The following is a 26,176-nucleotide window of genomic DNA, read 5'->3' as shown; positions in this document are numbered from 1 at the left end:
CGCTCCCTTTCAGTGAGAAGGCCGGCCGGGTGCCACCGCGGCGGGGCGTCCGAGCGCGATGGCGGTGAGGTTGCGGAGCGAGGTGGAGCCGGGCCGGAAGTAGTCGCTGTGCCCGCCGGTCCCCGCGTCGAACACCCGCGCGCCGAACGCGGGGGAGACGGGGTCGGGCCCGAGCCCGAGCCCGAAGACGCGGACGTGGGGGACGTCCTCCATCCAGTCGGTCGTGCCCCGTCCCGCCCAGATCCGTGCGGTGCCGCTCAGCTTCGCGGCGGTCGGCGCGGCCGTGCCGGGGCTGCCGTAGAGGGCGATGTCGGTGACCTGCCGCCAGGCCGTGGTGCCCGGGCCGTCCAGCGCCGCCCGGCCGCACAACACAGAGCCGTAGCTGTGGCAGAGCAGTCCGACGCGGGCGGACGGGTTGACCGCGGCCACGCCCTTCAGGAAGCGCCGGAGCCGCACGCCTCCTTCGGCGGCGCGCTCGTCGGTGAGGACGTCGTTGCTGAACGTCTCCGGTGCCGCGTAGCCGAGCCATGCGACGATGGCCAGTTCAGGGCGCGGTGACGCGGCCGCCGCCTGCGCGTAGAGAGCGTGCGCGCCGCCGCCCGGCGTCGACCACGGTTTGCCGCCGCGCGTGTCGAACGTCGTCAGCGTCGTGTCGGCGCCGGGCACCAGGACCGCGATGCGCCGCGCCCGGGTGAGGTCGCCGATGACCTCGACGGCCCGCCCGTTGCCGCGCGGGTCGAAGTAGAGGAACCGGCGGCCCGGCCGGAGGAACGCGCCGAGGGCTTTCGCCCGGTCGGTGTCGCCGATGTTCTGCGCCGTCGTGAGGGCCTCCTCGATGGCCCGGCGTTCGGCCGCGTACCGGACGTCCAGCGTGGACGGCGCCATGTCGGGGACGGCGACGGGCGGCGCGTAGGGGTCGGCGTGCCCGGTCCCGGCGGTCGTCAGCATGACCGCCGTGATGGACACGGCGCAGGCCAGGGCTCTCCGGAGCCGTCGGGTGCGCTTGGGGACGATCTTGCGTGGCGGCGGCATCGTCGTCTTTCTACCATCCAAGATCGTCTGGGGGTGTGGTGGCGGATGTCACATCCGGGTGCCGCGCGGGGGTGTTCGAAGCGGTGCACGACGGCCGCGAGCGCGGTGAGCAGGGCGGCGAAGACCGCCAGCCAGGCGAGCCGTTCGGCGACCCATTCCGGCTGGTCAGGCACGGTGTGCAGCCCTGGCAGGCTACCGAAGGCGAGCAGTGCTCCGACCGTGACGGTCAGGAGCGCGGTCTGGTGCCATAGAAAGATCGTCATCGAGGCGCGGCGGGCCGCGGAGATCGCGGCCCGTGCCCGGGCGCGTCGCGTCCAGCGGGTGAGCGGGCCGTGGAGCAGCAGCGCGAGGCCCGTCTGGGCGAGGCCGAAGGACACGGCCGCGAGCGTCGGCGGGCTGAGGTTGGAGACCGCCGCGCCCGGCACGCCGACCATGCTCGCCGGATACCCGGCGACCAGGACCAGCCCGGCGGTCGCCGCCGCGCCCCCGGCCAGCAGGACGAGCCCGGCCCGGCGCGAGCGCAGCGCCCCGTCCGCCCAGCCGATGCCGAGGTAGAACGGCACGAGCCAGCCGGTGAGGACGGTGGCCCAGCCCGTCCAGGCGGGCGTGTCGAGCGCGAAGCGGCCGAGGTCGATCAGGGCGGTCGCGGCGACGAGCAGGGCGGCGCCGTGGAGCCGGAGCCGGGCCCAGACGGCCGCGATCACGGGGGTCGCCGCCGTGAGCAGCACGTAGACGCCGAGGAACCACAGCGGGCTGATCACCAGTTCGATCAGCGTGCGGACGCCGTCCGCCGAGAACCCGGCCCAGCGGAGGACGGCGGCGGCCGGGAGCCAGGCGATGAGCAGGACGGGCAGCGGCCGCGCGAAGCGGGCCAGCCGGTGCCGCAGCCGCGGAACCCATGGCCGGCCGGGACGCAGGCCCTTCGCCGCCGCGTAGCCGCCTACGAGGAAGAACACGGCGAGGGTCTGCAGGACCCAGGAGATGGGGGTCAGGTTCGGCATCGTTTTGAGCGGGCTCGTCACCCGGAGGTGCTGCCCGGAGCCGTCCGCGACGAGCGCGGTGACCAGCCAGTGGCCGAGGACGACGCCCGAGATCGCGAAGGCGCGCAGGGCGTCGATGGCCAGGTCACGAGGGGGAGTGGGATCTGCTGGTGCCGTCGCGGGGGCGGGGGCCGTCTCAAGCACGGGTGACCTCCGCGGCGCGGCCGAGGGCGATCAGGGCGAGGTTGCGGAGCGCGAGGGAGCCGGGCTTCAGGTAGGCGCTGTGCGGGCCCGTCCCGGCGTCGAAGCGCAGGGCGCCGAACCCGGGTGAGACGGGGTCGGCGCCGAACCCCAGACCGGCGAAGCGGACGTTCGGCACGTACCGCATCCAGTCGCCCTTCGCGCGGCCCGCCCAGACGCGGGCGGACGTCCGGAAGTCCGCGACGGTGCCGGCCGTGGTGCCTGGACTGCCGAACAGGGCGATCTCGTCCACCGGCAGCGGCCCAAGACTCGGTGCGGCTTTTGCGCACACCACCGAGCCGTAGCTGTGGCAGAGAAGCGCGAACCGTCCGTGCCCGTTCACGCGGTGGACGGCGGTGAGGAGGCGGCGCAGGACGGGGGCGCCGTCCTCGGCCCGTCCGCTCGTCAGGACGCCGACGCCGGGCGACGACGGCGTGTCGTAGCCGAGCCAGGCGATCACGGCGAGCCGGGCGCCGGGCGCGTCGGCACGGGCCTGCCGGTAGAGCGCGCGGCTGCCGCCGCCCGCGAACTTGGGGGAGTCGTAGTTGGTGAGCGAGTTGTCCGCGCCGGGCACGACGACGGCGATCCGGTCGGCGCGCCGCAGGTCGCCGATGACCTCGACGGCGCGCCCGCGGCCCCGGGGGTCGAACGACAGGAACCGCCGTCCGCCGGAGCGGAACGCCGTCAGAGCACGCGCCCGATCGCTGTCGCGGACGTGTCGCGCGGTCGCCAGCGCGCGTTCGATCTCCCGGTCGGCGGCCTGGTAGCGGAGGTCGAGCGCCGCCGCCGACAGGCCGGGCGCCGGGCCCGGGGCGGCGTAGACGTCCGTGCCGCCGGTCGTGGCCGCCGCCGACCCGGCGGCGGACCCGGCCACCGCCAGGACGGACGCGACCGCCACGGCCTTGCGAACGCTGGGCATCCGGAACGTCCTCCCTGGGCAGTGGGGTGAAGCACTGACCAGGAAGTTAGAAATCGGACGCCGTAGCGCGGATCAACCGGTGGTGTGCTCTTCCGGCATGCGACTCCGGTACGACGGATGCGACCCGGGTATCAGTCGCCCGGCCGGACCAGCCCGACCTCGTAGGCGTAGACGATCGCCTGCGGACGGTCCCGGAGGTCGAGCTTCATCAGGATCCGCCCGAAATGCGTCTTGACGGTCTGCTCCGCGACGACGAGCGCCTGCGCGATCTCGCCGTTGGACAGCCCGCGCGCCACCAGCGTCAGGACCTCGGTCTCCCGCTCGGTCAGCTCCGCCAGCCGCTTGCGGGACGGCGCCCTCGGCCCGCCGAGCCGGGAGAACTCCGCGATGAGGCGCCGGGTGATCGACGGCGACAGCAGCGCGTCGCCCGCCGCCACGATCCGGACGGCGTCCGCCAGCTCCGTCGCGGACGCGTCCTTCAGCAGGAACCCGCTGGCCCCGGCGCGCAGCGCCTCGTACACGTAGTCGTCCAGGTCGAACGTGGTGAGCATGAGGACCTTCGGGGCGCCGTCGGCGGTGCCCGCGAGGAGGCGGCGGGTCGCCTCCAGGCCGTCCATGACCGGCATGCGGACGTCCATCAGCACCACGTCGGGACGCAGGACCGCGACGCGCCGCAGGCCCTCCTCGCCGTCCACGGCCTCGCCGACGACCTCGATGTCGGGCTGCGCGTTCAGCAGCACGCCGAACCCGGAGCGCACCATGCCCTGGTCGTCGACGATCACGACCCGGATGGTCACGTCGCGTCCCGCGCCGGTCTCGTCGTGTCCCGCGCCGGGGAAGGAGCCTCTACCGGCAGGTTGGCGGTCACCGCGAATCCTCCGTCCGGTGTGGGGCGGGCGGTCAGCTCGCCGCCGAGCGCGGCGGCCCGCTCCCGCATCCCGACCAGCCCGTGGCCGCCGCCCGGAAGCCCCGGGCCGGGGGCCCGGCCGTCGGCGGGAGGCCCGTTGACGACGCCGAGCCACACTATGCCGTCCGAGCGGGACGCCTCGACCTGCACCCGCGAACCGGGCGCGTGCCGCATCGCGTTGCTCAGCGCCTCCTGCAGGATCCGGTAGGCGGTGAGGCCCACGCCCGGCGGGAGCCCGGCGAGGTCGCCGTCCAGCCGCGTCGTCACGTGCAGCCCCGCCGCCCGCGCGTTGCCCACCAGCTCGTCCAGCCGGTCGAGGCCGGGCTGCGGCGCGGTCTCGGCGCCGTCCTCCGAGCGCAGGACGCCGAGGACCCGGCGCAGCTCCGTCAGCGCGTCCAGCGCCGTCGCGCGGATCTCGGCGAGGTCGCGGCGCGTCTCGTCCGGTACCGACTCGACCTTGTACGGCGCCGCCTCCGCCTGGATGGCGATCATCGACATGTGGTGCGCGACGACGTCGTGCAGCTCCCGCGCGATCCGCTGCCGCTCGGTCAGCACCGCCTCGGCGTCCTGGTGCCGCCGCTCCTCGAAGGCGAGCCGCAGCCGCTGCTCGGCGAGCTGCCGCCGCGACGTCTGCCGGAGCCGGACCGCGTACCCCACCGCCAGCGGCGGGACGAGCAGCACCGACGCGTTGAGCGCCGTCTCCGAATCCTTGATCCACACCCCGGCGAACGACAGGACCGCGACGCCGAGCGTGACGTCCCGCGAGCAGCGCATCGCCACCGTGCACACGCAGGCGAGCGCGGTGATCGCGCCCCACGGGACGTACGGCGTGCTCAGCCACCCGCCGACGTCGACCAGCGCCGTCCCCAGGAAGCTCCACCGCCACGCGGCGAGCGGATGCAGGTCGCGCAGCGCGAACGGCGCCGTCACCGCGAGCGCGATGTACAACTGCGTCAGGCCGGACAGCTCGAAGCCGCGCTCCATGGACTCGTCTGACAGCAGCGACAGCGTCCCCCCGATCATCACGACGGTCAGCGCGAGCCCGAGCACGTTCACCACGACCCCGAACCGCGCCTGCCCGAGGCCGACGTACCGCGTCCACCTGAGCAGGAACGGCCAGGGCCGGTCGAGCGGCGCCGGGTCGGCCCGGCCCGTCACCGCGGCGGCGAGGAGCACGTCCCGCAGGACGTACCGCAGCAGCGCCTTCTCCCCGGCCATGAGCCCAGGCTAGAGAAATTCCGGCGGCACCCGGATGACACCGTGGTGGGACACGTCATGTCATACCTGGGTACGGTGCGATGCGTGGAGCCCGTCGAAGCCCTGCGCCGTATCGCGTTCCTGCTGGAGCGCGCCCACGAGCCGACCTACCGCGTGCGAGCCTTCCGCACGGCCGCCGACCTCGCCGAGCGGACGTCCCGCGACGACCTCGCCGCCCGCGCCGACGCGGGCACGCTGACCGCGCTGCCCGGCATCGGCAAGGTCACCGCCCTCGTGATCGAGGAGGCGCTGCGCGGCGAGACCCCCGTCTACCTGCGCCGGCTGGAGGCCACCGAAGGCGAGCCGGTGGACGAGGCCGCCGCCGCCATCCGCTCCGCCCTCAAGGGCGACCTGCACACCCACAGCGACTGGTCGGACGGCGGCTCTCCCATCAAGGAAATGGCCGAAACGGCACGCGGCCTCGGCCACGAGTACATCGCGCTCACCGACCATTCCCCGCGCCTGAAGGTCGCCAACGGCCTGTCCGCCGACCGGCTCCGCCGCCAGCTCGACGTCGTCGCCGAAATCAACGAGTCGCTCGCACCGTTCCGCATTCTCACCGGTATCGAGGTCGACATCCTGGAGGACGGCACCCTCGACCAGGATCCCGACCTCCTCGACCGGCTGGACGTCGTCGTCGCCAGCGTCCACTCCAAGCTCCGCATGGACCGCGTCGCCATGACCAAGCGCATGGTCGCGGCCATCGCGAACCCGCGCGTGAACGTCCTCGGCCACTGCACCGGACGGATCGTCAAAGCCGGAGGCAAGCGCGGCGGCCTGCGCCCCGAGTCGGAGTTCGACGCGGCCCTCGTCTTCGACGCCTGCGCCGCCTACGACGTCGCCGTCGAGATCAACTCGCGGCCGGAGCGCCTCGACCCGCCGAAGCGCCTGCTCCGCCTGGCCGTCGAGGCGGGCTGCCGCTTCTCCATCGACTCCGACGCCCACGCCCCCGGCCAGCTCGACTGGCAGCCCTACGGCTGCGAACGGGCCGCGCGCTGCGCCGTCCCCGAGTCGCGGATCGTCAACGCCCTGCCCGCCGACGACCTCCTCGCCTGGACCCGCGCCCGACTTTGAGGACCCTGGGGTACCGATGACCGAGATCACGCATCGCTTCGTCCAGTCGGAGAGCGGGCTGCGCATGCACGTCGCCGAGGCCGGTGAGGGGCCGCTCGTGCTGCTCCTGCACGGCTTCCCCGAATGCTGGTACTCGTGGCGGCACCAGCTCGCCGCGCTCGCCGCCGCCGGGTTCCACGCCGTCGCGCCGGACCAGCGCGGCTACGCCCGGACGGGCGGCCCGCCGGATCCCGGCCAGTACACGATCCTGCACCTGGCCGGCGACGTGGCCGGGCTGATCCCCGCGCTCGGCGCCGACCGCGCCGTGGTCGCCGGGCACGACTGGGGCGCGCCGGTGGCGTGGGCCGTCGCGCAGATGCGCCCCGACGTGGTGCGCGGGGTGATCGGGATGTCGGTGCCGCACCGTCCGCGGAGCAGCAGGCCACCGGTCGCGGCCATGCGCCGCCTGTTCGGCGACGGCTTCTACATGGTCCATTTCCAGCAGCCGGACGTCCCCGAGGTCGGCCTCGACCGCGACCGGCGCGCCACGTTCCGCCGCGTCCTGTACGGGCTGTCGGGCGACGCCCCGACGCCCCTGCTGACCATCCCGGACGGCGGAGAGTTCCTCGACACGCTCGCAGAACCCGAGAAGCTTCCGGGCTGGCTGACCGGCGACGACATCGCGACCTACGTGGACGAATACGCGTCCAGCGGCTTCACCGGACCGGTCAACTGGTACCGCAACCTCGACCGGAACTGGGAGCTGACCGCCGCGTGGCACCGCGCGCGGATCGGCCCTCCCGCCCTGTTCGTCGCAGGTGACCGCGACGTCACCGCCATCGCCGCGCGCGACGCGATCGGCTCGATGAGCGACTTCGTGCCGAACCTCCGCGACACCGTCTGGCTGTCCGGGTGCGGCCACTGGACGCAGCAGGAAGGCCCCGCCGAGGTCAACGATGCCATGATCGGCTTCCTGCGCGGCCTCTGACTGTCGTAGGCGGGGCGTACGGTCACCGCGTGAACCGCACCGACCGCTTGTACGCACTCGTGGAGGAGCTGCGGGCCTGCGCGCCGCGCCGCGTCAGCGCGCGGGAGCTGGCCGCGCGTTACGAGGTCAGCGCCCGCACGATCGAGCGCGACATCGGCGCGCTGCAGCAGGCCGGGGTGCCGATCTTCGCGGACGTGGGCCGCGGCGGCGGCTACACCCTCGACAAGAGCCGCACGCTGCCGCCGCTGAACTTCACGCCCGCCGAGGCCGTCGCCATCGCGATCACCCTGTCCCGGGCGGGCGGGTCGCCGTACTCCCGGTCCGCCCGCACTGCCCTCCACAAGATCGTCGCGGCGATGTAGGCGGCCGACAGCGCCTCGGCCCGCGAGCTGGCCGAACGCGTCCGGTTCATGACGCCGCCGGACGGGGGCGAACCCGACTCCGCGCCCGCCTCGGTGCCCGCCGTCCTGGAAGAGGCCATGTCCGCCCGCCGCGTCGTCCGTCTCCGCTACGTCGACGCCGACGGCACCGAGACGGAACGCGACGTCGAACCGGTCGCGTTCACCGCGGTCTCCCTGCGCTGGTACCTGATCGGCTGGTGCCGCCTCCGCAACGGCGCCCGCGTCTTCCGCATCGACCGCATCCGCCGCGCCGCCCTCCTCGACGAACGGGCCCCCGAACGCGGCTTCGACGAGATGTCGCCCCCACCGACCGACTACGTCATCCGCCCCCTCGAACTCGTCTGAGAACCCCGCTCCGGGGCCCGGTACGGCCTGCGACCTTCGTCCGGACGGCCTCCGGCAGCTCAGCCCAATGAACCCGTTCGACTGTCATCAGTTCCCGTTCCCATATCGGGGGGCGATGCTGCCAGGTCGGTGCGGGGCGGGTCGACGAGTTCGATGCCGATGGCGACGACGCCCAGGGTTTCCCGTTCGGGCGGATAGATCTGCCGGATGTTCGCGAGCTGTTCCTCCCGGGTGGCCAAAGGGTTGACCGAGGTGACCGCCTCGTGGTCGAACATTTCCTCGAAGCTGCTGTAGCGGGCAATGCGGGTGACCCGGGTGAGGATCTGATCGCCCTGGCAGCGGAACCGGATCAGCGAGCCTTCCTTGATCTTCTTGCGGCTGGAGTCGTTGACCCGGATCTCGGTGGTCTTGCGGCCGGTGGCGATCAGGTCGAAATAGCGCTTGTAGATGCCCATTTCGTGGGCGCGGACGGGCATTATGGCGGGTCGTGCGGTCATGAGGCGGCCGAGTTCCTTGACGGTGAACGAGCGGAAGAAGTGCTTGGGGTCGGTAAGTAATCGGCCGACGAGCCAGACGAGTGAGTCGACATAGTTGTCGAGTTCGCCGGGCCAGGTGGTGGTGTCGAGCATCCAAGGCTCGACGTCGGCTGGCAGGGCGTCTTTGCCCTGCCCGCGCAACAGCGACTTGGACAGCTTCGCTCCGGTCGGCGCGAGGACCTGTGGGGTGAAGATCCGCATCGGCATTTGCGCGGCAGGGGTGCCCAGCGCTCCCAGCGCGCCGTCGACGAGCTGGCAGCCGAAGGCCCAGTCGCCGCCCTTCATCATCACGTGCAGGACGTCAGGGTCGCGGCCGAATGCGCGTTCCTTGACCAGGTTGCGATAGAGAGTGGCCAGGTCGAGGTAGGGCTGGTCGTCTTCGGGGTCGACGTGGCTCTCATAGGGGCCGTGGTCCAGGCAGACTGCGGTGAATGTGGCGCCGTCCTCATCGAGCCGGACCAGTTTGGTCCGGTCGGCGCGTTTCTCCGCCCAACCGCAGTCGGGGCAGGGAATGCGGATGTGGACCGTGCCGTGCGAGGGCGCCATCCACCAGCGAATGTCCTCCAGCCGTTCCAGGGTGCGCAGGAACTCCGCCCGGAACCCCGGCGTTGCCTGCCGGCCGGTGTAAGTCTCTACCGAGTAGTCGGTGTCGGTGGCCTCGGACAGCGAGTCGAAGAACTCGACATAGTAGATGGCGATCAGTTCGGCGATCTTGTCCTTGCCCAGGGCATGGATGTAGGTCTGCTGGTAGGCGTGGTGAGTTTCGGGGTCGAGTACGACGTCGTACGGGGCGTTGTCCAGTGCCCCGAAGCGCACCGTCGTGTCGATGGAGAACTCGCGGCGGGTGGTCTTGGCCAGCAGGAACGCGGCGGTCTGGACCAGGTTGGTGCCCAGATGCGGAGCTCCGTTGATCTGGGTGCCGACCACGAACTCGATCCGTGCCGGCCGGGTCGCCAGCACGCGCGGCCGGAGGAGGTCGATGGTGCGCAGCAGAGCGTTGGCCAGGACGCTGTTCGGCGAGATCAACGAAGTCGACTGCCCGTGACGGGACAATGAGATCACGCCCCTCGGCTCGGCTTGGGCAGGCGCAGGTTGGCGCAGATGAAGTCCAGCCGCGCGGCGGCAGAGTCGGGAGCGACGAACACCGGCTCGTAGCCGGCGTCGTAGTAACCCTGCACGATCAGCTCGTGTACCCGGCGGATCTCGCGATCCTTGGCCCAGACGATGTCGTCGGGGTCTTCGAAGGTGTCCAGCGGGTCCAGCACGAAGATCGCGTCGTAGCGGTAAGACCGGGTCGCCTCCTCCAACCTGGTGGTCGGCTTGAGCCCGAAGAAGCCTTCCCAGCCGTAGCCATCGGGGATGCCGCGGTTGTAGAACCTGATACCACTGGTGTGCGCGGTGTATTCGGCGATGAACGCCTCCAGCACTTCCAGGGAGTATTCGCGCCGGTCCTCGCGGCGCAGGTGCCGGCCGAGCCGTTCGCGGTGCTTGCGGTAGATCTCCCGACCGGGCTCCTCCTGCATGCAGGGGATGCCGGCAGCGTGGATCCGCTCGATCAGGTCGTCCTTGCCCGACGACGGGCCGCCGGTGATGACATAGCGGCGTGGCGGGCCGTCTGCCGCGGCCTCGAGCGCCGCCGCAAGCGGGTTCGTCGTTGTCACTGAGTCGATCCGTTCTCGTCGTTGGCGGTGGGATGCGGGTCCTTGCCGAGCAAACCATCCACCCAGGTCCTGGCCAGCCCGGTCTCGTTGTGCAGGGCGTGGACGAACTGGTCACGGCCGGCGCCGCCAGCGGCGGCCTCGGTCAGCCGGGACGCCTGCGACTCGGCCAGCTCCGGCGTCCAGCCGGCCAGGGCGAGCAGGTCGTCGACCAAGGTGTCGGATTCCGGGGCGTAGTCAGTGGTGTAGCCGATCGCCTCGGCGCGGGCGGCGGCCCAGCGCCAGGCCGCGGTCACCGCCGCGTGGATCAGGTCGATCCGGTCTGCGCGCAGGCTGACCAGCCGCTCGACGGTGAGCAGTTCGGCGCGAGCGGCATAGAGGGCTGACCACAGCCGAGTCAGCTGTTCCTCGTGTTCAGTGACCTCCCAGGCGAACGGATCAGCCGGGACAGGCTGGCGGAGGGTGACCGGCGCCAGCCGGGGGGCGATCATCGGTGTGCGGGTGAACCGGTCGGCGTCGGCCAGCAACTCCCAGGCGATCTTCTCGATGAGCTTGGGCTCGACCCGCTTGCGGAAGTGGTGGACCTCGTGGCCGGCCTGCTCGGCTGCGAGGTCCCGCCGCGCGGTGAGGTTCAGCCCCGGCTCGGCCGGTGGCAGCCCGAACAGCACCCTGGCCGCCGGGGCGTAGCGGGTGTCGGGAAACCGGGCCAGCAGCCCGCGCAGGGTGCCGTTCAGCGCCGCGGTGCGACTCGCGATGTCGGTGGGATCGACGGCCCTGGCCACGACCCCGCGCAGGTCCAGCAGGGCGGCGTCCGCTCCGGCAGGGGTGACCGGAAGCCCCCGCCGCAGCAGGCGCGTGACCGCCGCGACTACCTCCCCCTCGACTGGGCTTTTTGTGGGCATGGTCTCAGTGAAACACGATGCCCAGAAAAAGCCCAGCGAAGAGCCGGGTTGGGACTCAAGCCTTGTGATCGTCACCGGGTGGGCAGCCTCGCGACTCGGCGGCCGCGGGCGAGCCCGACTCCGCGCTGCGCTGGTACCTGATCGGCTGGTGCCGACTCCGCGACCGTGCCCGCGTCTTCCGGTGGCGAGTTCGATTCGACGGCGGTGCGGGTGTCGCTGACGGACGGTTGAACATTTCTCTGCGCCGGGTCGGCCGTTCGTGGCTCTCGGCCGTCACCCCGTGATCATTGGTCATGATCTGATAGGTCGCCGTTCAGCAGGATGGAGAGTCGTATAGCACGATCACCGCATAAGGCCATTAAAGTTCGCCTGTTGTTTACCATTGTTCGACTGCGACCGTTGTTCGACTGCGACCGTGGTCGGCGGTCAGGTCCACGTGCAACGATAAGCGATCTGTCCCGATTGATTCCTCCCGAGCGAGTTTCCGGCCCGATCCCGGCAATCCCGTTTCTCTGGAGTTCCGATGAGCAGTCTGGCGCAGCATTCCGAACTGGTGATCGCAATCGTGATGGCCGACATCGCCATTGTCCTGCTGGTCGGCGCCGTCCTCGGACGGCTGGTCCGGCACCTGCGACAACCAATGGTGATCGGGGAGATCCTCGCCGGCATCGCGCTGGGTCCCAGCCTTCTCGGGCTGCTGCCGGGCAATCCCACCGAGCGCATCTTCCCGGCCGAGGCGCGGCCGTACCTGACGGCCATCGCACAGGTCGGCCTGCTCATCTTCATGTTCGGCATCGGCTGGGAGTTCGACAAGAGGCTCCTGAAAGGCCGGCGCCGCGCGGCGGGCGCGATCTCGATCAGTTCCATCGCCCTCGCCTTCGCGCTCGGCGCCGGCCTGGCGACGCTGCTGTACTCCCGCCACGACACGGTGAACGGCCACCACATCTCCTTCACCGCGTTCGCGCTGTTCATGGGCGCGGCGATGTCCATCACGGCGTTCCCGGTGCTGGCCAGGATGCTGACCGAACACCGGATGATGGGCACGCGCGTCGGCGCCCTCGCGCTGGCCAGCGCGGCCGTCGACGACGTGCTCGCGTGGTGCATCCTCGCGCTGACCGCCGCGATCGTCACCGCGGGCGACGCCCACGGGGACATGCTGCAGATCGCCGCCCTGTCTGTGATCTACCTGGCCGTCATGGCGCTGGTCGTCCGTCCGCTGCTGGCCTGGGTGACGCGCCGCCTGGTCCGCGACCGGGTACCGCCGCTGTACGTCATCGTGCTCGTCGCCGGGCTCTTCCTATCGTCCTACGCCACCACGTGGATCGGCATCCATGCCATTTTCGGCGCCTTCGCCTTCGGCTTCATCACGCCGCGCGAGCCGTTCGCGGTGCTGGCCGACGGGATCAAGCGGCCGTTCGACGGAATCAGCCTGGTGCTGCTTCCCGTCTTCTTCATCGTGACGGGCCTGAATGTCGACATCAGCGCCATTTCCGGCCGCGGCGTCCTCGAACTGGCCGGGATCATCCTCGTCGCCTGCGCAGGAAAGATCGTGGGCGCGGCGATCCCCGGAAAGCTGACCGGGATGCCGTGGCGCGAGGCCGGGACCCTGGGCCTGCTGATGAACACGCGCGGCCTGACGGAGCTGATCATCCTCCATGTGGGCGTCAGCCTCGGCGTCCTCGACGGCCAGATGTTCACCATGATGGTCCTCATGGCCCTCGTCACAACGGCGCTGGCCGCCCCGCTCCTGCCCAACCGCCCGGTGACCCCGGACGAACTGGCCGACCGGCGCCTCACCCGCCCCAGCCAGACGCAACCGGCATAACCCGTCAGCGCCGCGCCTCAGCCCAGAGAGTTCAGGTGGGTGAGGAGGGCGGCGAAGTTCTGGCGGGTGAGGGTGAGGTGTGCGGCGGTGGGGGTCTTGCTGTCGCGAATGCCGATGTGGCCATTGACATCGGCGACTTCGACGCAATTACCTTCATTGGCGCCGCTGTGGGAGCTCTTGCGCCAACGGGGGTGGTTCGGGTTGGGGGTGCTCATGATTGTGACGCTACCCGGTCAATGACTTCCAGCGAAGCGGTTCTACTCAGGGTCGCTGAAAGCAGCAGGTCGAAGATCTCCTCGTGAGCCGCCACCTTGGCCTCGTCCTCTACAAAGATGCTCCCGGTGGGCTGATCGCCTACGGACACGGTGAGCCGTCCGGGCGGACGCAGGGAGAGGAGAAGATACGAGGTGATGAGCCCGAGATACTCGCTGGCCGTACTGGGAAGGATGCGGAGTTCCACGTGAACGAGCCGGGCGGCCTCTGCCAGTCGCCGAACCTGCGCGCGCAGGATCGCGGGATCTCCGCCGACCTGGTTGTGGAGAACCGCCTCTGCAATGATCGCCACAAAGCGGGGCGGGCTTGGCTGACTCAGTACCTGCTGGCGGGACCTTCGGAAGTCAACCAGCGTCTTTACATCGCGCGGGTGTCTAGCCTGGCCGATTGCGATGATCTTTCTTGCATAGTCCGGGATCTGGAGTAGTCCAGGGACGATGCAGGGTTCGAAGTTGCGGATCTCAGCGGAGTCCTCTTCCAGGCTGGCCAGGTCGAGTGCGGCGGCGGAGATCCGGTACTCGAAGCTCCGTTTCCATGAACCGGGCTTATGAGTGGCGAGGTGGAGGAGGGACTCGCGGAGGGGGCCGTCCTCGACGTCGTAGAAGTCGAGGAGGTCGCTGAGTTCCTCGGGGGCGATGGTCTGGAGGCCGTTTTCGACCATGCTCATCCAGCCCTGGGAGCGGCCGAAGCGGCCGGCGGCGGTGGCGACGGTCAGGTTGTGGTGGTCGCGGGCTTTGCGGAGCGCCGAGCCGATCCGGCGCTGGCGAACGGTGGGGGCGTTCCCGGAAGGCATCTCTCCAGCGTGTCACTGAGTGTGCTCGCGCGTACACGGAATCGCGGCGCATTGAACGTTCAGTCGGGAAACGTTCAGGGCGGGGGACACGAGCACTTCGGGCGGCGAATCTGACGGGCGACTCCGAATCGAAGGGAGGCGCACGAATGGGAGCGCCCAAGGTGAGTTGGACCCGGCAGAGCGAGGACGGGGCGGTGGTCGGTCGGCGGGGTGTGTCGTGGGTGGCGCGGTGATGAGCGGCGGGCTGGTGGTGGTCGGGTCGCTCACGCTTCCGGGCGTGCGGAGGTCCGTCGCGTACGCGCGGCGGTTCCTCCGGGACATGGTGCCGCCGACCCATCCGCTGCTGGACGACCTGGTGACGGTCGTGAGCGAGACCGTCTGCAACGCGATCACCCACACGGACTCGGGTGACGGCGGCTGGGTGACCGTCAGCCTGCTGGCCGGGAAGGGCGTCTACCGGCTGGAGGTCTCCGACGACGGCGCGGGCGGCAGGCGTCCGCATCTCAAGGCCGAGACCCTCACCGAGAGCGGACGCGGGTTGCGGGTCGTGGATGCCCTGTCGGAGAGCTGGGGCTTCCGGACGGACGGCGCCCGCACCGTCGTGTGGGCGGAACTCCGATCGGCGCGTGAGAACTCGTCCGGAAACTCCGACAGGGGGTTGTCGCGGGACTCCATGACGCTGGTGTCAGCAGCGTTCGAAGGAGGAAATCGATGAGTGTTCCCGCGTTCAACACCGTCACGTGGTTCCAGGTGGGCACCGACGCGCCCGACGAGGCCCGGCGCTTCTACGGCGACATGTTCGGCTGGAAGTTCGCGCTCGACCCGGACGCGGACGGCTACGACCTGGTCACCTACCCGGGCGCCGACGCGCCGAGCGGCGGTATCTCGCACGAGCCCGACGCGTCCCGCAACCACGCGATGTTCCTGGTCATGGTCGAGGACGTCGACGCCACCTGCGCGCAGACGGAGAAGAACGGCGGCAAGGTCGCGGAGCCCACCATGACCACGGCCAACGGCCTCAAGTTCGCCTACCTGGAGGACCCCACGGGCAACCGCTTCGGCGTCTTCACGCCCCCGGCCCCCTGACCCGGGACGTGAAATGGGCCCCGAGGCGGATCTCGGGGCCCATTTCATGCGTGATCGCGGCCTACACCTCCGCGATCACCGTGCTCAGGCGTCGCCGCCGGTGTTGCTCTCCGCGCTTCCGGCGCCGCCCGCGAACACGTCGCCGACCTCCGCGTTCAGCCGGTAGCGCTCGATGGCCTGCTGCAGCGTCTCCGGCTTGACCTCGCCGTGCCGGGCGAGCCGGGTCAGGACCGCGAGGACGATCGACGCCGCGTCCACGTGGAAGAACCGGCGGGCGGCGGCGCGGGTGTCGGAGAAGCCGAAGCCGTCGGTGCCGAGCGCGGTGAAGTCCGCGTGGACCCAGGGGGCGATCTGGTCGGGGACGGCGCGCATGAAGTCCGACACCGCGACGATCGGCCCCGCGACGTTGTCGAGTTTGCGGGTGACGTACGGGACGCGCTGCTCGCCGTCCGGGTTCAGCAGGTTCCACTCGTCGCAGTCGCGGGCCTCGCGGGCCAGTTCGTTCCACGAGGTGGCCGACCACACGTCCGCGGCGACGCCCCAGTCTTCGGCGAGGAGCCGCTGCGCCTCAAGGGCCCACCGGCCGCCGACGCCGGACGCCAGGATCTGCGCCCGCGGGGCCTCGCCGTTGCCGGAGGTGACCTCCGGGGCCGCCTTGTACCGGTACAGGCCCTGGAGAAGGCCGTCGACGTCGAGGTCTTCGGGCTCGACCGGCTGCTGGTACGGCTCGTTGTAGACGGTGAGGTAGTAGAAGACGTCCTCGCCGTTCGGGTGCTCCTCCGACGTCCCGTACATGCGGCGCAGCGCGTCCTGGACGATGTGCGCCAGCTCGAACGCCCACGTCGGGTCGTAGTGGACGCACGCCGGGTTCGTCGCGGCGAGCAGCGGGGAGTGCCCGTCGGCGTGCTGCAGGCCCTCGCCGGTGAGGGTGGTGCGTCCGGCGGTGGCGCCGAGCAGGAACCCGCGGCCCATCTGGTCGCCGAGCGCCCACATCTGGTCGCCGGTCCGCTGGAACCCGAACATCGAGTAGAAGATGTAGACCGGGATCATGTGCTCGCCGTGCGTGGCGTACGCCGTGCCCGCCGCGATGGTCGACGCCATCGACCCGGCCTCGCTGATGCCCTCGTGCAGCATCTGCCCGCTCTCCGACTCCTTGTAGGAGAGCAGCAGCTTGCGGTCGACGGCCTCGTAGGTCTGCCCGTGCGGCGAGTAGATCTTGGACGTGGGGAACAGCGAGTCCATGCCGAACGTGCGGTACTCGTCCGGCGCGATCGGGACGAACCGGGCGCCGATGTTCTCGTCCTTGATCAGGTCCTTGAGCAGCCGGACGAACGCCATCGTCGTCGCGATGTTCTGCTTGCCTGAGCCCTTCTTCAGCTCGCTGTAGACCGGGTCGCCGGGCAGCTTCAGCGGCTTGGCCCGTACTACGCGTTTCGGTACGAACCCGCCGAGGGCGGCGCGGCGCTCGCGCATGTACTGGATCTCGTCGGAGTCCTCGCCCGGGTGGTAGTACGGCGGCAGCGGCCCCTCCAGCGCGGAGTCGGGGATGTCGAGGTAGAGCCGGTCCCGGAACTCCTTCAGCTCGGCCTTGGTGAGCTTCTTCATCTGGTGGGTGGCGTTGCGGGCCTCGAAGTCGGAGCCGAGCGTCCAGCCCTTGATGGTGTGCGCGAGGATCACGGTCGGCTGCCCGACGTGCTCGCGGGCCGACTTGAACGCCGCGTACACCTTGCGGTAGTCGTGCCCGCCGCGCGACAGCTTGCGCAGCTCGTCGTCCGACAGATGCTGGACGATCTTGCGCAGCCGCGGGTCGGCGCCGAAGAACTTCTCCCGGATGTACTCGCCGGACTCGACGCTGAACGTCTGGAACTGGCCGTCCGGCGTGGTGTTCATCTGGTTGACCAGGACGCCGTCGACGTCCTGGGCGAGCAGCGGGTCCCAGTCGCGGCCCCAGATGACCTTGATGACGTTCCATCCGGCGCCCCGGAAGAACGACTCCAGCTCCTGGATGATCTTCCCGTTGCCGCGGACGGGGCCGTCCAACTGCTGGAGGTTGCAGTTGACGACGAAGGTCAGGTTGTCGAGCTCCTCGCGGGCGGCGAGGCCGATCGCGCCCAGCGACTCGGGCTCGGACATCTCGCCGTCGCCGAGGAACGCCCACACGTGCGACCGGGACGTGTCCTTGATCTTGCGGTTGTAGAGGTAGCGGTTGAACCGGGCCTGGTACACCGAGTCGATCGCCGTCAGGCCCATCGACACGGTCGGGAACTCCCAGAAGTCCGGCATGAGCCGCGGGTGCGGGTACGACGACAGCCCGCCGCCCGGATGCGAGTGCTCCTGCCGGAACCCGTCGAGCTTGTCGCCCGGGAGCCGTCCCTCCAGGTAGGCGCGGGCGTAGATGCCCGGCGAGGCGTGCCCCTGGATGAACACCTGGTCGCCGGACTCGCCGTGGTCCTTGCCGCGGAAGAAGTGGTTGAAGCCGACCTCGTACAGCGAGGCGGCGGAGGCGTAGGTGGCGATGTGCCCGCCGACGCCGATGTCGGGCCGGTTCGCCCGGGACACCATGATCGCCGCGTTCCAGCGGATGTAGGCGCGGATGCGCCGCTCGACGTGCTCGTCGCCGGGGAACCAGGGCTCGTGCTCCGGCGGGATCGTGTTGATGAAGTCGGTGCTGCGCAGACCTGGCACGCCGACCTGCAGCTCGCGGGCCCGCTCCAGGAGCCGGAGCATCACGTAGCGCGCTCTGCCGCGGCCCTCGGTCTTGATGACCGTGTCCAGCGACTCCAGCCACTCCCGGGTCTCGTCCGGGTTGATGTCGGGCAGCTGGCTCGGCAGCCCGTCGCTGATGATCGAAAAGCGTTGACGTCCGGAAGCCACGGGGTCCCCTCTGTCCTTACCGTCTTTGCTGGTGGGACCGGTCGCCGCAGTGCGGCGGGCCACCGGTCCCCGGCCGACTGTTCGTCGCCTCGGTACCTGATCCATCGTCGCCGCTAATGACGGCTAACGCATCTCTACCTGCCGGTAACCATTCTCCCCGGCGCACCGGGGTACCGACCTTCGCGACGCCGGATTTTTCCCGGATCGCGGAAGATTCCCCTCGACGGGGCGCGCGGAACGTATGAGGCTGGGAACAACGGCACCACGTGCCCGGCACGGCCCGTCCCGGTGGCGGGCGAACGAGCTTGGGGGAGTGATGAACGGACAGATCGGAGACCGGCTGCACGTTCACGGCAACGTCGTGGGCCAGGCGGACCGGATGGGCGAGATCATCGAAGTGCGCGGCCCGGAGGGCGCCCCTCCGTACGTGGTGCGGTTCGACGACGGCCACGAGACGCTCGTCTATCCCGGACCTGACGCGGTGATCGAGCCCAGAGAACAGGTGACACGCTAGCCCGGCCCGTCCGGAGCCGGACGCGCCCGGAGCCGGGACGCGTCCGGAGCCGGGATGCGTCCGGGGGCGCGGATCGGGTAGACACGGGACCATGGAAAGCACCGTGGTCCGCGTGGCCACCGGTACGCGCGAGACCGTGCACGACATCACGGCCGAATGCGAGCGGTTCGCCGCGGCGGCGGGCGGTGACGGGCTGCTGCACGTCTTCGTCCCGCACGCGACCGCCGGCGTGGCGATCCTCGAACTGGGGTCCGGCAGCGACGACGACCTGCTCGCCGCCCTCGGCGACCTGCTCCCGGCGGACGACCGCTGGCGGCACGCGCACGGGTCGCGGGGGCACGGCAGGTCGCACGTCATGCCCGCGCTCGTCCCGCCGTTCGCCACGCTTCCGGTCGTCGGCGGACGGCTCTCGCTGGGGACATGGCAGTCCGTCGCCCTGGTCGACCTCAATGTGGACAACCCGGATCGCCAGGTACGCCTGTCTTTCCTTAAAGGATGAGCGAAACGATCCGAGTCTCGTCCCGCGCGGGGCATGGGTGTGACGGGGGGCTTGTCACTTTCCGTGGACGCGTGGTTACTGGGAACTCCGTAATCGGGCCAATGAGGCCACCAAAAGCCGGGAAGACACTTGCGCTAGGGGCCCTCACTTGTGTGGACTGTCCCGCAAACACCGCACAGGTGCGGGCGGGCCACCCGTCCAGGGGGCCGGAATAGATAAGCACGGCACCGTGCGGACGACGACAATGGGAGGACTTTCGTGAGCGCGACCGCGGGTCAGGCGCAGTCTGAGCGCAGCCTGGCCGAACGGCTCGGCCTGAAGGCGGGCCAGGTGGTGCAGGAGATCGGCTATGACGACGACGTCGACGAGGAGCTCCGGGAATCCGTCGAGGCCGTCACGGGGAACGAGCTGGTCGACGAGGACTACGAGGACGTGGTCGACGTCGTGCTGCTGTGGTGGCGCGAGGAGGACGGCGACCTGTTCGAGGGCCTCACCGACGCGATGATCCCGCTCACCGGCGGCGGCGACATCTGGCTGCTGACGCCGAAGGCGGGCCGCGACGGCCACGTGGAGCCGAGCGACATCGGCGAGGCCGCGCAGACGGCCGGCCTGTCGCAGACCAGCAGCGTCAGCGCGGCGAAGGAGTGGTCCGGGACGCGGCTGGTCGCGCCCAAGGTCCGCAAGTAGGCGGCCACGGCCGGCCGGAACGCCCGGTTCGGCCGCCCGGGTCCGGCGGGCGCCGCGGGGTGACAGACTGGGCCCGTCCCTCACGCTCGTGGGGGGCGGGCATACCCCGCCGCGGGCGGGCACGAATCCTGGGAGAGGCATTGGCGGTTGAGGTGGGCGACGTCGCGCCCGACTTCGAACTGAAGGACCACCACGGCACCCCGGTCAGGCTGTCCGGCTTCCGGGCCGGCGGCGAGGGCGGGCAGGGCAAGAACGTCGTCCTGGTGTTCTACCCGCTGGCCTTCAGCGGCGTCTGCACGGGCGAGCTGTGCCAGATCCGGGACGAGCTGCCCACCCTGGGCGACGCCGACGACGTCCAGGTCCTCGCGGTGTCGGTCGACTCGATGTTCGCGCTGCGCGCCTGGGCCGATCAAGAGAAGTACCAGTTCCCGCTGCTGTCGGACTTCTGGCCGCACGGCGGGACGGCACAGCGCTACGGCGTGTTCGACGAGACCAAGGGGCTGGCCCTGCGCGGCACCTTCATCATCGACACCGAGGGCGTGGTCCGCTGGAAGATCGTGAACGCGATCCCGGACGCACGCGACATCGACGAGTACCGCAAGGCGCTCGCCGGGATCTGAGCGAAACGGACCGGTCCGACGGCCGGAACCGGTCCCCGCACCCCTGGAGGTGTGATGCCCTGCTTTCGCTGCGGGGCGCGGCAGACCGACCCCGTGCGGGGCGCGAGCCCCTGGAAGCGCGGGGTGCGGGCGGACCGCCAGGTCCTGATCTGCCCCGGCTGCCAGTCCGCCCACGGCGCGGCGGACGATCTCGACCGCTGTGCGGCGTGCGGCTCGGCGGCGCTGGTGTGCCGCCTCGGTGAGGTCGAGTGCCGCGACTGCGGGCACACGCGTGACGCCGCCCCCTCCGACCTGGTGCCTTCCGGCGCGCCGCCCGGCCCGCCCGGCGGGTCCGGTGACGGCGATCTCTCCGCGGAGGTGGCCGCGGCCCTGAACCGCGTGCTGCGCCGGGGACCGGCCACGTAACTGCGCACTGACCAATTCCGGACGTACCGACCTCCACATTTAGGTCTTGACGCGGCATTTCGCCCGCTGGCACGCTGCGCGGATGCCGATCGTGCTGATGCGCCTGGTCAACCGGATCACCGGGCGCTCCTGGCGGGCGCCCGCGCTCGTCCTCCTCGCCGCCTTCGTGACGGGCTGGCTGCTCATCGCGGCGTTCGAGGAGCCCGGTGCCGACATCAAACGCCCGGACGAGTACATCTGGTACTTCCTCGTCAGCGGCACCACCACCGGTTACGGCGACCTGTACCCGGAGTCGGCCGGCGGCCGGATCGGCGGCGTGATCATCATCGTGGCGGGGCTCACCGCGGGGCTCGTGATGTTCGCCGAGCTGACGCTCTGGATGGGAAGAGGACGGATGATGAGGGCCAACGGCCAGGCGCAGCTGCACAAGCGGCAGCACATCGTGATGGTCGGCTACGACCGGGACGGCCTGCGGGCCATCATCGGCCAGCTCCGCGCCGACCCGGAGTACGCCAAGACCCCGGTGGTCACGATCTTCTGGCCGGGCGAGCTGACGGGCGAGAACCCGGACCCCGGCCTCTACGACGTGGTGGCCTTCGACGACACCGCCTACGAGCGCGCGTGCCTGGAGGCGGCGCGCACCGCGGTCGTCGTCGGCCGCTCCGACGACGAGACCGTCCGGGTGATGCTGGGCGTGTCCGCCTACCTGCGGCGCAAGGACGCGTCGTCCGTGCACCTGCTGGCCGGCGTCCACGACGGCGGCCGCCGCGCGGAGATCACCGAGGCCCTGAGCCTGATCGGGCCGGACATCGAGCCGGTCGACATCGACGACCCCGCCGTCGTCGCGGTCGCGATCCGGAACCCGGGCGTCGCGGCGATCTATCACAACCTGGCCAGCACGCTGGACTCGGACGGCACCCTCTACCGCGTGGACGTCCCGGCCGACGCCGGCGACTGGTCCCGCCTCGACGTCGCCGTCTTCCTGCTGCGCCGCGGCAGCACCCTCCTGGCGGTCGGCGAGTCGCACCGGCCCAACGCCAGCTTCCGCCTCACGGCCGCGCCGGACGAGAGGATCCGGGGCGGCCAGTCGCTCGCCGTGGTGGCGCCGTGCCGTCCCGACATCCCCTGGCACGAGCTCTGACGGAGCCGGGAGGCCGAGGCCGTCATCCCGCTCCCGGGCTGTCGCCCGCGTCCAGGACCCGGAAGGCGATGCCCGCCTTGACCAGCCGGTCGATGAGGGCGTCGCCCATGGCGGCGGCAGTCGTGACCTGCCCGGCGGTGTCCGGCAGGTCGTCGTGGACGAGGCACAGCGCCGACTCGCCGAGCATCTTCGCCGTCTCGCCGTACCCGGGATCGCCGCCCGCGACCTCGGTGACGACGCGCCTGCCGCCGCCCTCGCCCACGAACTTCACGCTGAACCAGTGGCGTGCGCGCTGCTCCTCCGACGGCCCGTCACCCGGCGCGCGGAGCCGCAGCAGGAGGCTGCGGGTCGGCGGCAGCGAGGACAGGAGGAGCAGCGCACCGGCGCCCGCCGCCAGCCCGGCCGCGCCCGCGAGGCGCTTGACGGCGACGTAGTGGCCGTAGGTGAAGTCCGGGCCGTAGCGGTCGAGCGCCGCCGCCGACCGGATCACGATCCGCGGGTCGATGGTCGGCAGGGGGAGCGTCCAGCCGTCGCCGATCCGGGCCTTCGGCGTGGGACGCCGCGAGACGCGGACCGTCCGCCCTGCGGGCCGCTGTTCGACCCTCCGGCGTTCGCGTTCGGCGCGCATCATGCCGGCGGGGTCCCCGAAGATCCCGACCGCCGAGTGCAGGGTGCCGCCGGACGCGTCCCCGCGCACCCGCACGAACCCTTCGACGTGCAGCGCGACGCCCTCGGGAAGCTGCTTCACCGTGAAGTAGGCGCCGAGGTCGTGCGGGATCGAGTCGAACCCGCAGGCGTGCACGATCCGCGCGCCACTGCGGACGGCGTCGTCGTGGTACTTCACGTACACGCGGTCGACGAACGTGGGCTCGCCGGTCAGGTCGACGTAGTCGGTTCCGGCGCGCGCGCACGCCGCGACCAGGGGCTCGCCGTGTTCGGTGTAAGGGCCGACCGTCGTGATGACGACCCGCGCCGCGTTCGCGACGTCCTCGATCGAGGCGGCGTCGGTGGTGTCGGCGTGCAGCAGCGGCAGGTCGGCGCACGCGGGGTTCAGCTTCTGCAGCCGGTCGCGGACGGCCCTCAGCTTGGCGCGGTTGCGTCCGGCGAGGGCCCAGCGCGTCCCGGGAGCGGCGTGCTCGGCGAGGTACTCGGCGGTCAGGGCGCCGGTGAAGCCGGTGGCGCCGAACAGGACGATGTCGTACGCGCGGTCGGCGGCGCCGCGAGGCGCGCGGTCGGCGGTCATGCGGGGCCCCTTTCCTTGCTCTCGAATGAGATTCTGTATCCAATGCCGCCGGATGTGCGCGCCGAGGCGCGGATGTGAGCGACCGCACTCGTCTAGGGTTGCTCGGATGAGGCGGATGGTGATCTCGTGACCGGGCTCGCCGTGGCGATGGACGTCGTCGCCGTGGGCTTCGTCGCGTGGTTCGTGGCCCTGGTGACCCGCGGCCGGACCGTGCCCGCCGCCGACGGGGGCGGGCAGTCCGTCGCGATGCTCCTCATCGCCGTCAGCTTGGCGCTGCTCTCGGTCTCCCTGTGGAGCATTCCCTAGCGTCCCCGGGGCCAAGCTCTGCGCCTTCGCGGCGCCGCGCCCGGCGCCGCGCGAGACGCCGCGCCCGGCGCGGCGCCCAGGGGTGACCGGCGTCACGGCCGATCCGGGGATTGGCCTCCGCATGTCCTACTGTTGAGACGACGACATGAAGATGTGGGGGAGAAGTTGCTGAACCCTGAGGATCTGTACGAGCTCGACGCCGACCTGCCGCCGATGACGGGTCCGGTGCTGCTGCACAGCCTCGACGGCTTCGTGGACGCCGGATCCACCGGGCAGCTCGTCCGCGAGCACCTCCTGGAGGCGCTGGAGCACCGTGTCGTCGCCCGCTTCGACGTCGACTCGCTGATCGACTACCGGGCCCGCCGCCCGCCGATGACGTTCGACCGCGACCACTGGGCGTCCTACGAGGCGCCCGAGCTGGTGGTGCGGCTCCTCCGCGACGACGCCGGCACCCCGTTCCTGATGCTGTCCGGCCCGGAGCCCGACCGGCTCTGGGAGGGGTTCACCGCGTCCGTCCTGCACCTGGTGAAGCGGCTCGGCATCGGGCTGGTCATCGGGTTCCACGGCATCCCGATGGGCGTCCCGCACACCCGTCCGGTCGGCATCACCTCGCACGCGACGCGGCCCGAGCTGGTCACGCGGACCTCGTGGTTCGACAAGGTCCAGGTCCCGGGCAGCGTCGCCGGGCTGCTCGAGCTGCGGCTCGGGGAGGCGGGCCACGACGCCGTCGGGCTCGCCGTGCACGTCCCGCACTACCTCGCGCAGTCCGCCTACCCGGCCGCCGCCGTCGCCGCGCTGGACGCCGTCGTCGACGCCACCGGGCTGGCGCTGCCCGTCGAGCCGCTCCGCGAGGCCGCCGCCGCGACCGACGCCGACATCGCCGAGCAGGTGGACGGCAACGACGAGGTGGAGAAGGTCGTCCGGGCCCTGGAGCAGCAGTACGACGCGTTCGCCGGGGCCGCCGAGCGCGACAGCCTCCTCGCCGAGTCGCAGGACATGCCCACCGCCGACGAGCTCGGCGCGCAGTTCGAGCGCTTCCTCGCCGAGCAGGACGGCCCCGACGCCCAGTCCTAGGACCAGGGCCCGGGCGGACATATCCCGGTCGCCGGTGGGTAGGCGAGCCCCCGAGAGGGGAGGCTCGCTCATGGCCCAGAAAGTGAACGAGGTGATGACGCCGGTGCCCGTGGCGGTGTCCCCGGACACGTCTCTGGCGCAGGTCGGGGACCTCATGCGGCAGCACGGCATCGGCGACGTCCTCGTCGTCCACGAGGGGCGGCTCCGGGGCCTGGTGACCGACCGCGACATCGTCATCCGCGCCGTCGCCGTCGAGAAGGACATGTCCACGGCCGTCGCCGACATCTGCAGCACCAACATCGTCACCGTCGCGCCGGACGCGGACGCCGACACCGCCGTCCAGCTCATGCGGCGGCACGCCGTCCGCCGGATCCCGGTCGTGGACGGCGACCGCCCGATCGGGATGATCTCGATCGGGGACCTCGCCGTCCAGCGCGACGAACGCTCGGCCCTCGCCGACATCAGCGCGGAACCGCCCAACAGGTGACCACATTGAGCCCGCCGGGCGCCGAGTGGTTCAATCGGCGTCCGTGATGCGTGACGTCATCGTCGTGGGCGCCGGTCCCGCCGGATCCGCCGTCGCCCGCCACCTCGCCCGGTCCGGCCTGGACGTGCTCGTCCTGGAGAAGACGTCCTTCCCGCGCGAGAAGGTCTGCGGGGACGGCCTGACGCCGCGGGCCGTCCAGGAGCTGCGCACGCTCGGCGTCGATCTCACCGCGCCGGGCTGGTTCCCCAACAAGGGCATCCGCCTCATCGGCGCAGGCCACCGCCTCGAACTCCCCTGGCCGGACGGCCACGGCCTCACCCGCACCCGCGCCGACCTCGACGAGCTCCTCGCCCGCAGCGCCGTGACCGCCGGCGCCGAACTCCGCGAGAACACCAAGGTCACCGCCCCGCTCCGGGCGAACGGGCGGGTGAGCGGCGTCCGCACGGACGGCGGCGAGCACAGGGCCCGCCTGGTCATCGCCGCGGACGGGGCGTCGTCCCGGTTCTGCGTCTCCCTCGGGCTGCGGGCGCGCCGCGACCGTCCGATCGGCATCGCGGGCCGCCGCTACTTCCGCAGCCCCCGCCACGACGACGACCACCTCGAATGCTGGCTCGACCTGGCCCCGGCCGGCTACGGCTGGGTGTTCGGCATGGGCGACGGCACCTGCAACGTCGGCGTGGCGCTGCTCCGCGGCGAGCATCCCGACTACCACCGGCTCCTGTCCCGCTGGCTGGCCCCGCTCCCGCCGTCATGGGGGTTCACCGAGGAGAACGCCGTCGGGCCCGTCCGCGGCGCAGCGCTGCCCATGGGCTTCAGCCGCCAGCCGCACTACCTCCCGGGCCTGCTCCTCGTCGGCGACTCCGGCGGCATGGTCAACCCGTCCAACGGCGAGGGCATCGCGTACGCGCTCGAAGCGGCCCGCATCGCCGCCGACGTGATCACGACCGCGTTCTCGTCGGCGTTCCCCGAGCGGGTCCTGCGGACGTACCCGTCCGCGATCAAGCACGCCAACGGCGGCCCGTTCACCCTCGGCCGCGCCTTCACCCGCGCCATCGACGACCCGCGGATCATGCGCCTGGCCACCCGGCAGGGCCTGTCCCGCCCCGCCCTCATGCGCTTCGCGCTCAAGAT

At 71.2% G+C, this 26,176-nt stretch carries 29 protein-coding genes; 17 read left to right on the top strand and 12 right to left on the bottom strand.

Going from position 1 to position 26,176, the window contains the following annotated elements; translation table 11 throughout:
• Positions 1-9: 9 nt before the first annotated feature.
• The 5 genes from ETD83_RS14390 to ETD83_RS14370 all read right to left on the bottom strand — a co-directional run bounded on the left by ETD83_RS14390 (position 10) and on the right by ETD83_RS14370 (position 5,296).
• Positions 10-948, bottom strand: coding sequence for an alpha/beta hydrolase (locus ETD83_RS14390; RefSeq protein ID WP_205717662.1), 939 nt, complete (start codon positions 946-948; stop codon positions 10-12).
• A complete protein-coding gene (locus ETD83_RS14385) occupies positions 942-2,216 on the bottom strand; it encodes an acyltransferase family protein (RefSeq protein ID WP_230420906.1) in 1,275 nt (424 codons plus the stop codon). The genes ETD83_RS14390 and ETD83_RS14385 overlap by 7 nt, the downstream gene beginning before the upstream one ends.
• Positions 2,209-3,171 carry an alpha/beta hydrolase gene (locus ETD83_RS14380; protein ID WP_138645621.1) on the bottom strand — a complete coding sequence of 321 codons (963 nt, stop codon included), beginning with the start codon at positions 3,169-3,171 and terminating at the stop codon, positions 2,209-2,211. Before ETD83_RS14380 ends, ETD83_RS14385 begins: the two co-directional genes overlap by 8 nt.
• Positions 3,172-3,302: 131 nt before the next feature.
• Complete coding sequence (locus tag ETD83_RS14375; protein WP_138645620.1) at positions 3,303-3,968, bottom strand: response regulator; 666 nt, start codon at positions 3,966-3,968, stop codon at positions 3,303-3,305.
• Positions 3,965-5,296, bottom strand: coding sequence for a sensor histidine kinase (locus tag ETD83_RS14370; protein WP_138645619.1), 1,332 nt, complete (start codon positions 5,294-5,296; stop codon positions 3,965-3,967). Before ETD83_RS14370 ends, ETD83_RS14375 begins: the two co-directional genes overlap by 4 nt.
• Before the next feature lie 84 nt (positions 5,297-5,380).
• On the opposite strand from ETD83_RS14370, the gene ETD83_RS14365 reads away from it, so the two are divergent.
• Genes ETD83_RS14365 through ETD83_RS44430 form a run of 4 tightly spaced genes read left to right on the top strand, consistent with a single transcriptional unit; the run spans position 5,381 to position 8,122 of the window.
• Entirely contained in the window at positions 5,381-6,409 is a 1,029-nt protein-coding gene (locus tag ETD83_RS14365) for a PHP domain-containing protein (RefSeq protein WP_205717661.1), read from the top strand.
• 16 nt (positions 6,410-6,425) lie between these two features.
• A complete protein-coding gene (locus ETD83_RS14360; protein WP_138645618.1) occupies positions 6,426-7,376 on the top strand; it encodes an alpha/beta fold hydrolase in 951 nt (316 codons plus the stop codon).
• Between the two features lie 29 nt (positions 7,377-7,405).
• A complete protein-coding gene (locus ETD83_RS44435; protein ID WP_230420905.1) occupies positions 7,406-7,738 on the top strand; it encodes a helix-turn-helix transcriptional regulator in 333 nt (110 codons plus the stop codon).
• A 48-nt stretch (positions 7,739-7,786) separates the two neighbouring features.
• Positions 7,787-8,122, top strand: coding sequence for a helix-turn-helix transcriptional regulator (locus ETD83_RS44430; RefSeq protein WP_230420904.1), 336 nt, complete (start codon positions 7,787-7,789; stop codon positions 8,120-8,122).
• Between the two features lie 59 nt (positions 8,123-8,181).
• Here the strand turns inward: ETD83_RS44430 and ETD83_RS44425 are convergent, their stop codons facing one another.
• From ETD83_RS44425 to ETD83_RS14340, 3 genes are read right to left on the bottom strand one after another with little or no spacing between them, the layout of a single operon-like run.
• Entirely contained in the window at positions 8,182-9,684 is a 1,503-nt protein-coding gene (locus ETD83_RS44425) for an ASCH domain-containing protein (protein WP_230420903.1), read from the bottom strand.
• 32 nt (positions 9,685-9,716) lie between these two features.
• Positions 9,717-10,319: an AAA family ATPase gene (locus ETD83_RS14345; RefSeq protein ID WP_171064199.1), complete on the bottom strand. Its 603-nt coding sequence runs from the start codon at positions 10,317-10,319 to the stop codon at positions 9,717-9,719.
• A complete protein-coding gene (locus ETD83_RS14340) occupies positions 10,316-11,218 on the bottom strand; it encodes a hypothetical protein (protein ID WP_138645616.1) in 903 nt (300 codons plus the stop codon). The genes ETD83_RS14345 and ETD83_RS14340 overlap by 4 nt, the downstream gene beginning before the upstream one ends.
• Before the next feature lie 523 nt (positions 11,219-11,741).
• Here ETD83_RS14340 and ETD83_RS14335 point away from each other — a divergent pair.
• Positions 11,742-13,043, top strand: a complete 1,302-nt coding sequence (locus ETD83_RS14335) for a cation:proton antiporter domain-containing protein (RefSeq protein ID WP_138645615.1) — start codon at positions 11,742-11,744, stop codon at positions 13,041-13,043.
• A 17-nt stretch (positions 13,044-13,060) separates the two neighbouring features.
• On the opposite strand, the gene ETD83_RS14330 is transcribed toward ETD83_RS14335, so the two are convergent.
• Together ETD83_RS14330 and ETD83_RS14325 are read right to left on the bottom strand one after the other, a co-directional pair.
• Positions 13,061-13,258: a DUF397 domain-containing protein gene (locus tag ETD83_RS14330; RefSeq protein WP_138645614.1), complete on the bottom strand. Its 198-nt coding sequence runs from the start codon at positions 13,256-13,258 to the stop codon at positions 13,061-13,063.
• Positions 13,255-14,109, bottom strand: a complete 855-nt coding sequence (locus ETD83_RS14325; protein WP_138645613.1) for a helix-turn-helix domain-containing protein — start codon at positions 14,107-14,109, stop codon at positions 13,255-13,257. Before ETD83_RS14325 ends, ETD83_RS14330 begins: the two co-directional genes overlap by 4 nt.
• A 232-nt stretch (positions 14,110-14,341) precedes the next feature.
• Between ETD83_RS14325 and ETD83_RS14320 the strand changes: the two genes are divergently transcribed.
• Positions 14,342-14,824 carry an ATP-binding protein gene (locus ETD83_RS14320; protein WP_138645612.1) on the top strand — a complete coding sequence of 161 codons (483 nt, stop codon included), beginning with the start codon at positions 14,342-14,344 and terminating at the stop codon, positions 14,822-14,824.
• On the top strand, positions 14,821-15,195 hold the full coding sequence (locus tag ETD83_RS14315; RefSeq protein ID WP_138645611.1) for a VOC family protein: 375 nt from the start codon (positions 14,821-14,823) through the stop codon (positions 15,193-15,195). Before ETD83_RS14320 ends, ETD83_RS14315 begins: the two co-directional genes overlap by 4 nt.
• Positions 15,196-15,279: 84 nt before the next feature.
• Here the strand turns inward: ETD83_RS14315 and aceE are convergent, their stop codons facing one another.
• Positions 15,280-18,069, bottom strand: a complete 2,790-nt coding sequence (gene aceE / locus ETD83_RS14310; RefSeq protein WP_138645610.1) for a pyruvate dehydrogenase (acetyl-transferring), homodimeric type — start codon at positions 18,067-18,069, stop codon at positions 15,280-15,282.
• A gap of 316 nt (positions 18,070-18,385) precedes the next feature.
• On the opposite strand from aceE, the gene ETD83_RS14305 reads away from it, so the two are divergent.
• The 6 genes from ETD83_RS14305 (at position 18,386) to ETD83_RS14280 (ending at position 21,935) form a co-directional block, all read left to right on the top strand.
• A complete protein-coding gene (locus ETD83_RS14305) occupies positions 18,386-18,583 on the top strand; it encodes a DUF1918 domain-containing protein (protein ID WP_138645609.1) in 198 nt (65 codons plus the stop codon).
• A 91-nt stretch (positions 18,584-18,674) separates the two neighbouring features.
• Positions 18,675-19,082, top strand: coding sequence for a YjbQ family protein (locus ETD83_RS14300; RefSeq protein ID WP_138645608.1), 408 nt, complete (start codon positions 18,675-18,677; stop codon positions 19,080-19,082).
• Positions 19,083-19,340: 258 nt separating this feature from the next.
• On the top strand, positions 19,341-19,769 hold the full coding sequence (locus ETD83_RS14295; RefSeq protein WP_138645607.1) for a DUF3052 domain-containing protein: 429 nt from the start codon (positions 19,341-19,343) through the stop codon (positions 19,767-19,769).
• Between the two features lie 140 nt (positions 19,770-19,909).
• Complete coding sequence (locus ETD83_RS14290; protein WP_138645606.1) at positions 19,910-20,389, top strand: peroxiredoxin; 480 nt, start codon at positions 19,910-19,912, stop codon at positions 20,387-20,389.
• Between the two features lie 54 nt (positions 20,390-20,443).
• A complete protein-coding gene (locus ETD83_RS14285; RefSeq protein ID WP_138645605.1) occupies positions 20,444-20,794 on the top strand; it encodes a hypothetical protein in 351 nt (116 codons plus the stop codon).
• An 82-nt stretch (positions 20,795-20,876) separates the two neighbouring features.
• Entirely contained in the window at positions 20,877-21,935 is a 1,059-nt protein-coding gene (locus ETD83_RS14280; protein ID WP_138645604.1) for an ion channel, read from the top strand.
• Between the two features lie 22 nt (positions 21,936-21,957).
• On the opposite strand, the gene ETD83_RS14275 is transcribed toward ETD83_RS14280, so the two are convergent.
• The gene (locus ETD83_RS14275) at positions 21,958-23,178 is read right to left on the bottom strand and encodes a saccharopine dehydrogenase family protein (RefSeq protein ID WP_138645603.1); all 1,221 of its coding nucleotides are present in this window, start codon (positions 23,176-23,178) and stop codon (positions 21,958-21,960) included.
• A 126-nt stretch (positions 23,179-23,304) separates the two neighbouring features.
• On the opposite strand from ETD83_RS14275, the gene ETD83_RS14270 reads away from it, so the two are divergent.
• The 4 genes from ETD83_RS14270 to ETD83_RS14255 all read left to right on the top strand — a co-directional run.
• The gene (locus tag ETD83_RS14270; protein ID WP_138645602.1) at positions 23,305-23,484 is read left to right on the top strand and encodes a hypothetical protein; all 180 of its coding nucleotides are present in this window, start codon (positions 23,305-23,307) and stop codon (positions 23,482-23,484) included.
• Between the two features lie 165 nt (positions 23,485-23,649).
• Positions 23,650-24,558, top strand: a complete 909-nt coding sequence (locus ETD83_RS14265; protein WP_138645632.1) for a PAC2 family protein — start codon at positions 23,650-23,652, stop codon at positions 24,556-24,558.
• A 70-nt stretch (positions 24,559-24,628) separates the two neighbouring features.
• Complete coding sequence (locus ETD83_RS14260; RefSeq protein ID WP_138645601.1) at positions 24,629-25,045, top strand: CBS domain-containing protein; 417 nt, start codon at positions 24,629-24,631, stop codon at positions 25,043-25,045.
• Positions 25,046-25,091: 46 nt separating this feature from the next.
• Positions 25,092-26,176, top strand: a 1,085-nt coding sequence (locus tag ETD83_RS14255) for a geranylgeranyl reductase family protein (protein ID WP_138645600.1), incomplete at its 3' end; no start/stop codon positions are given.

The sequence above is a fragment of the Actinomadura soli genome (assembly GCF_005889715.1).
Lineage (GTDB): Bacteria > Actinomycetota > Actinomycetes > Streptosporangiales > Streptosporangiaceae > Spirillospora > Spirillospora soli.
The sequence above is the reverse complement of the archived record's forward strand: the minus strand, read 5'-3'. Positions and strand labels throughout refer to the sequence as shown.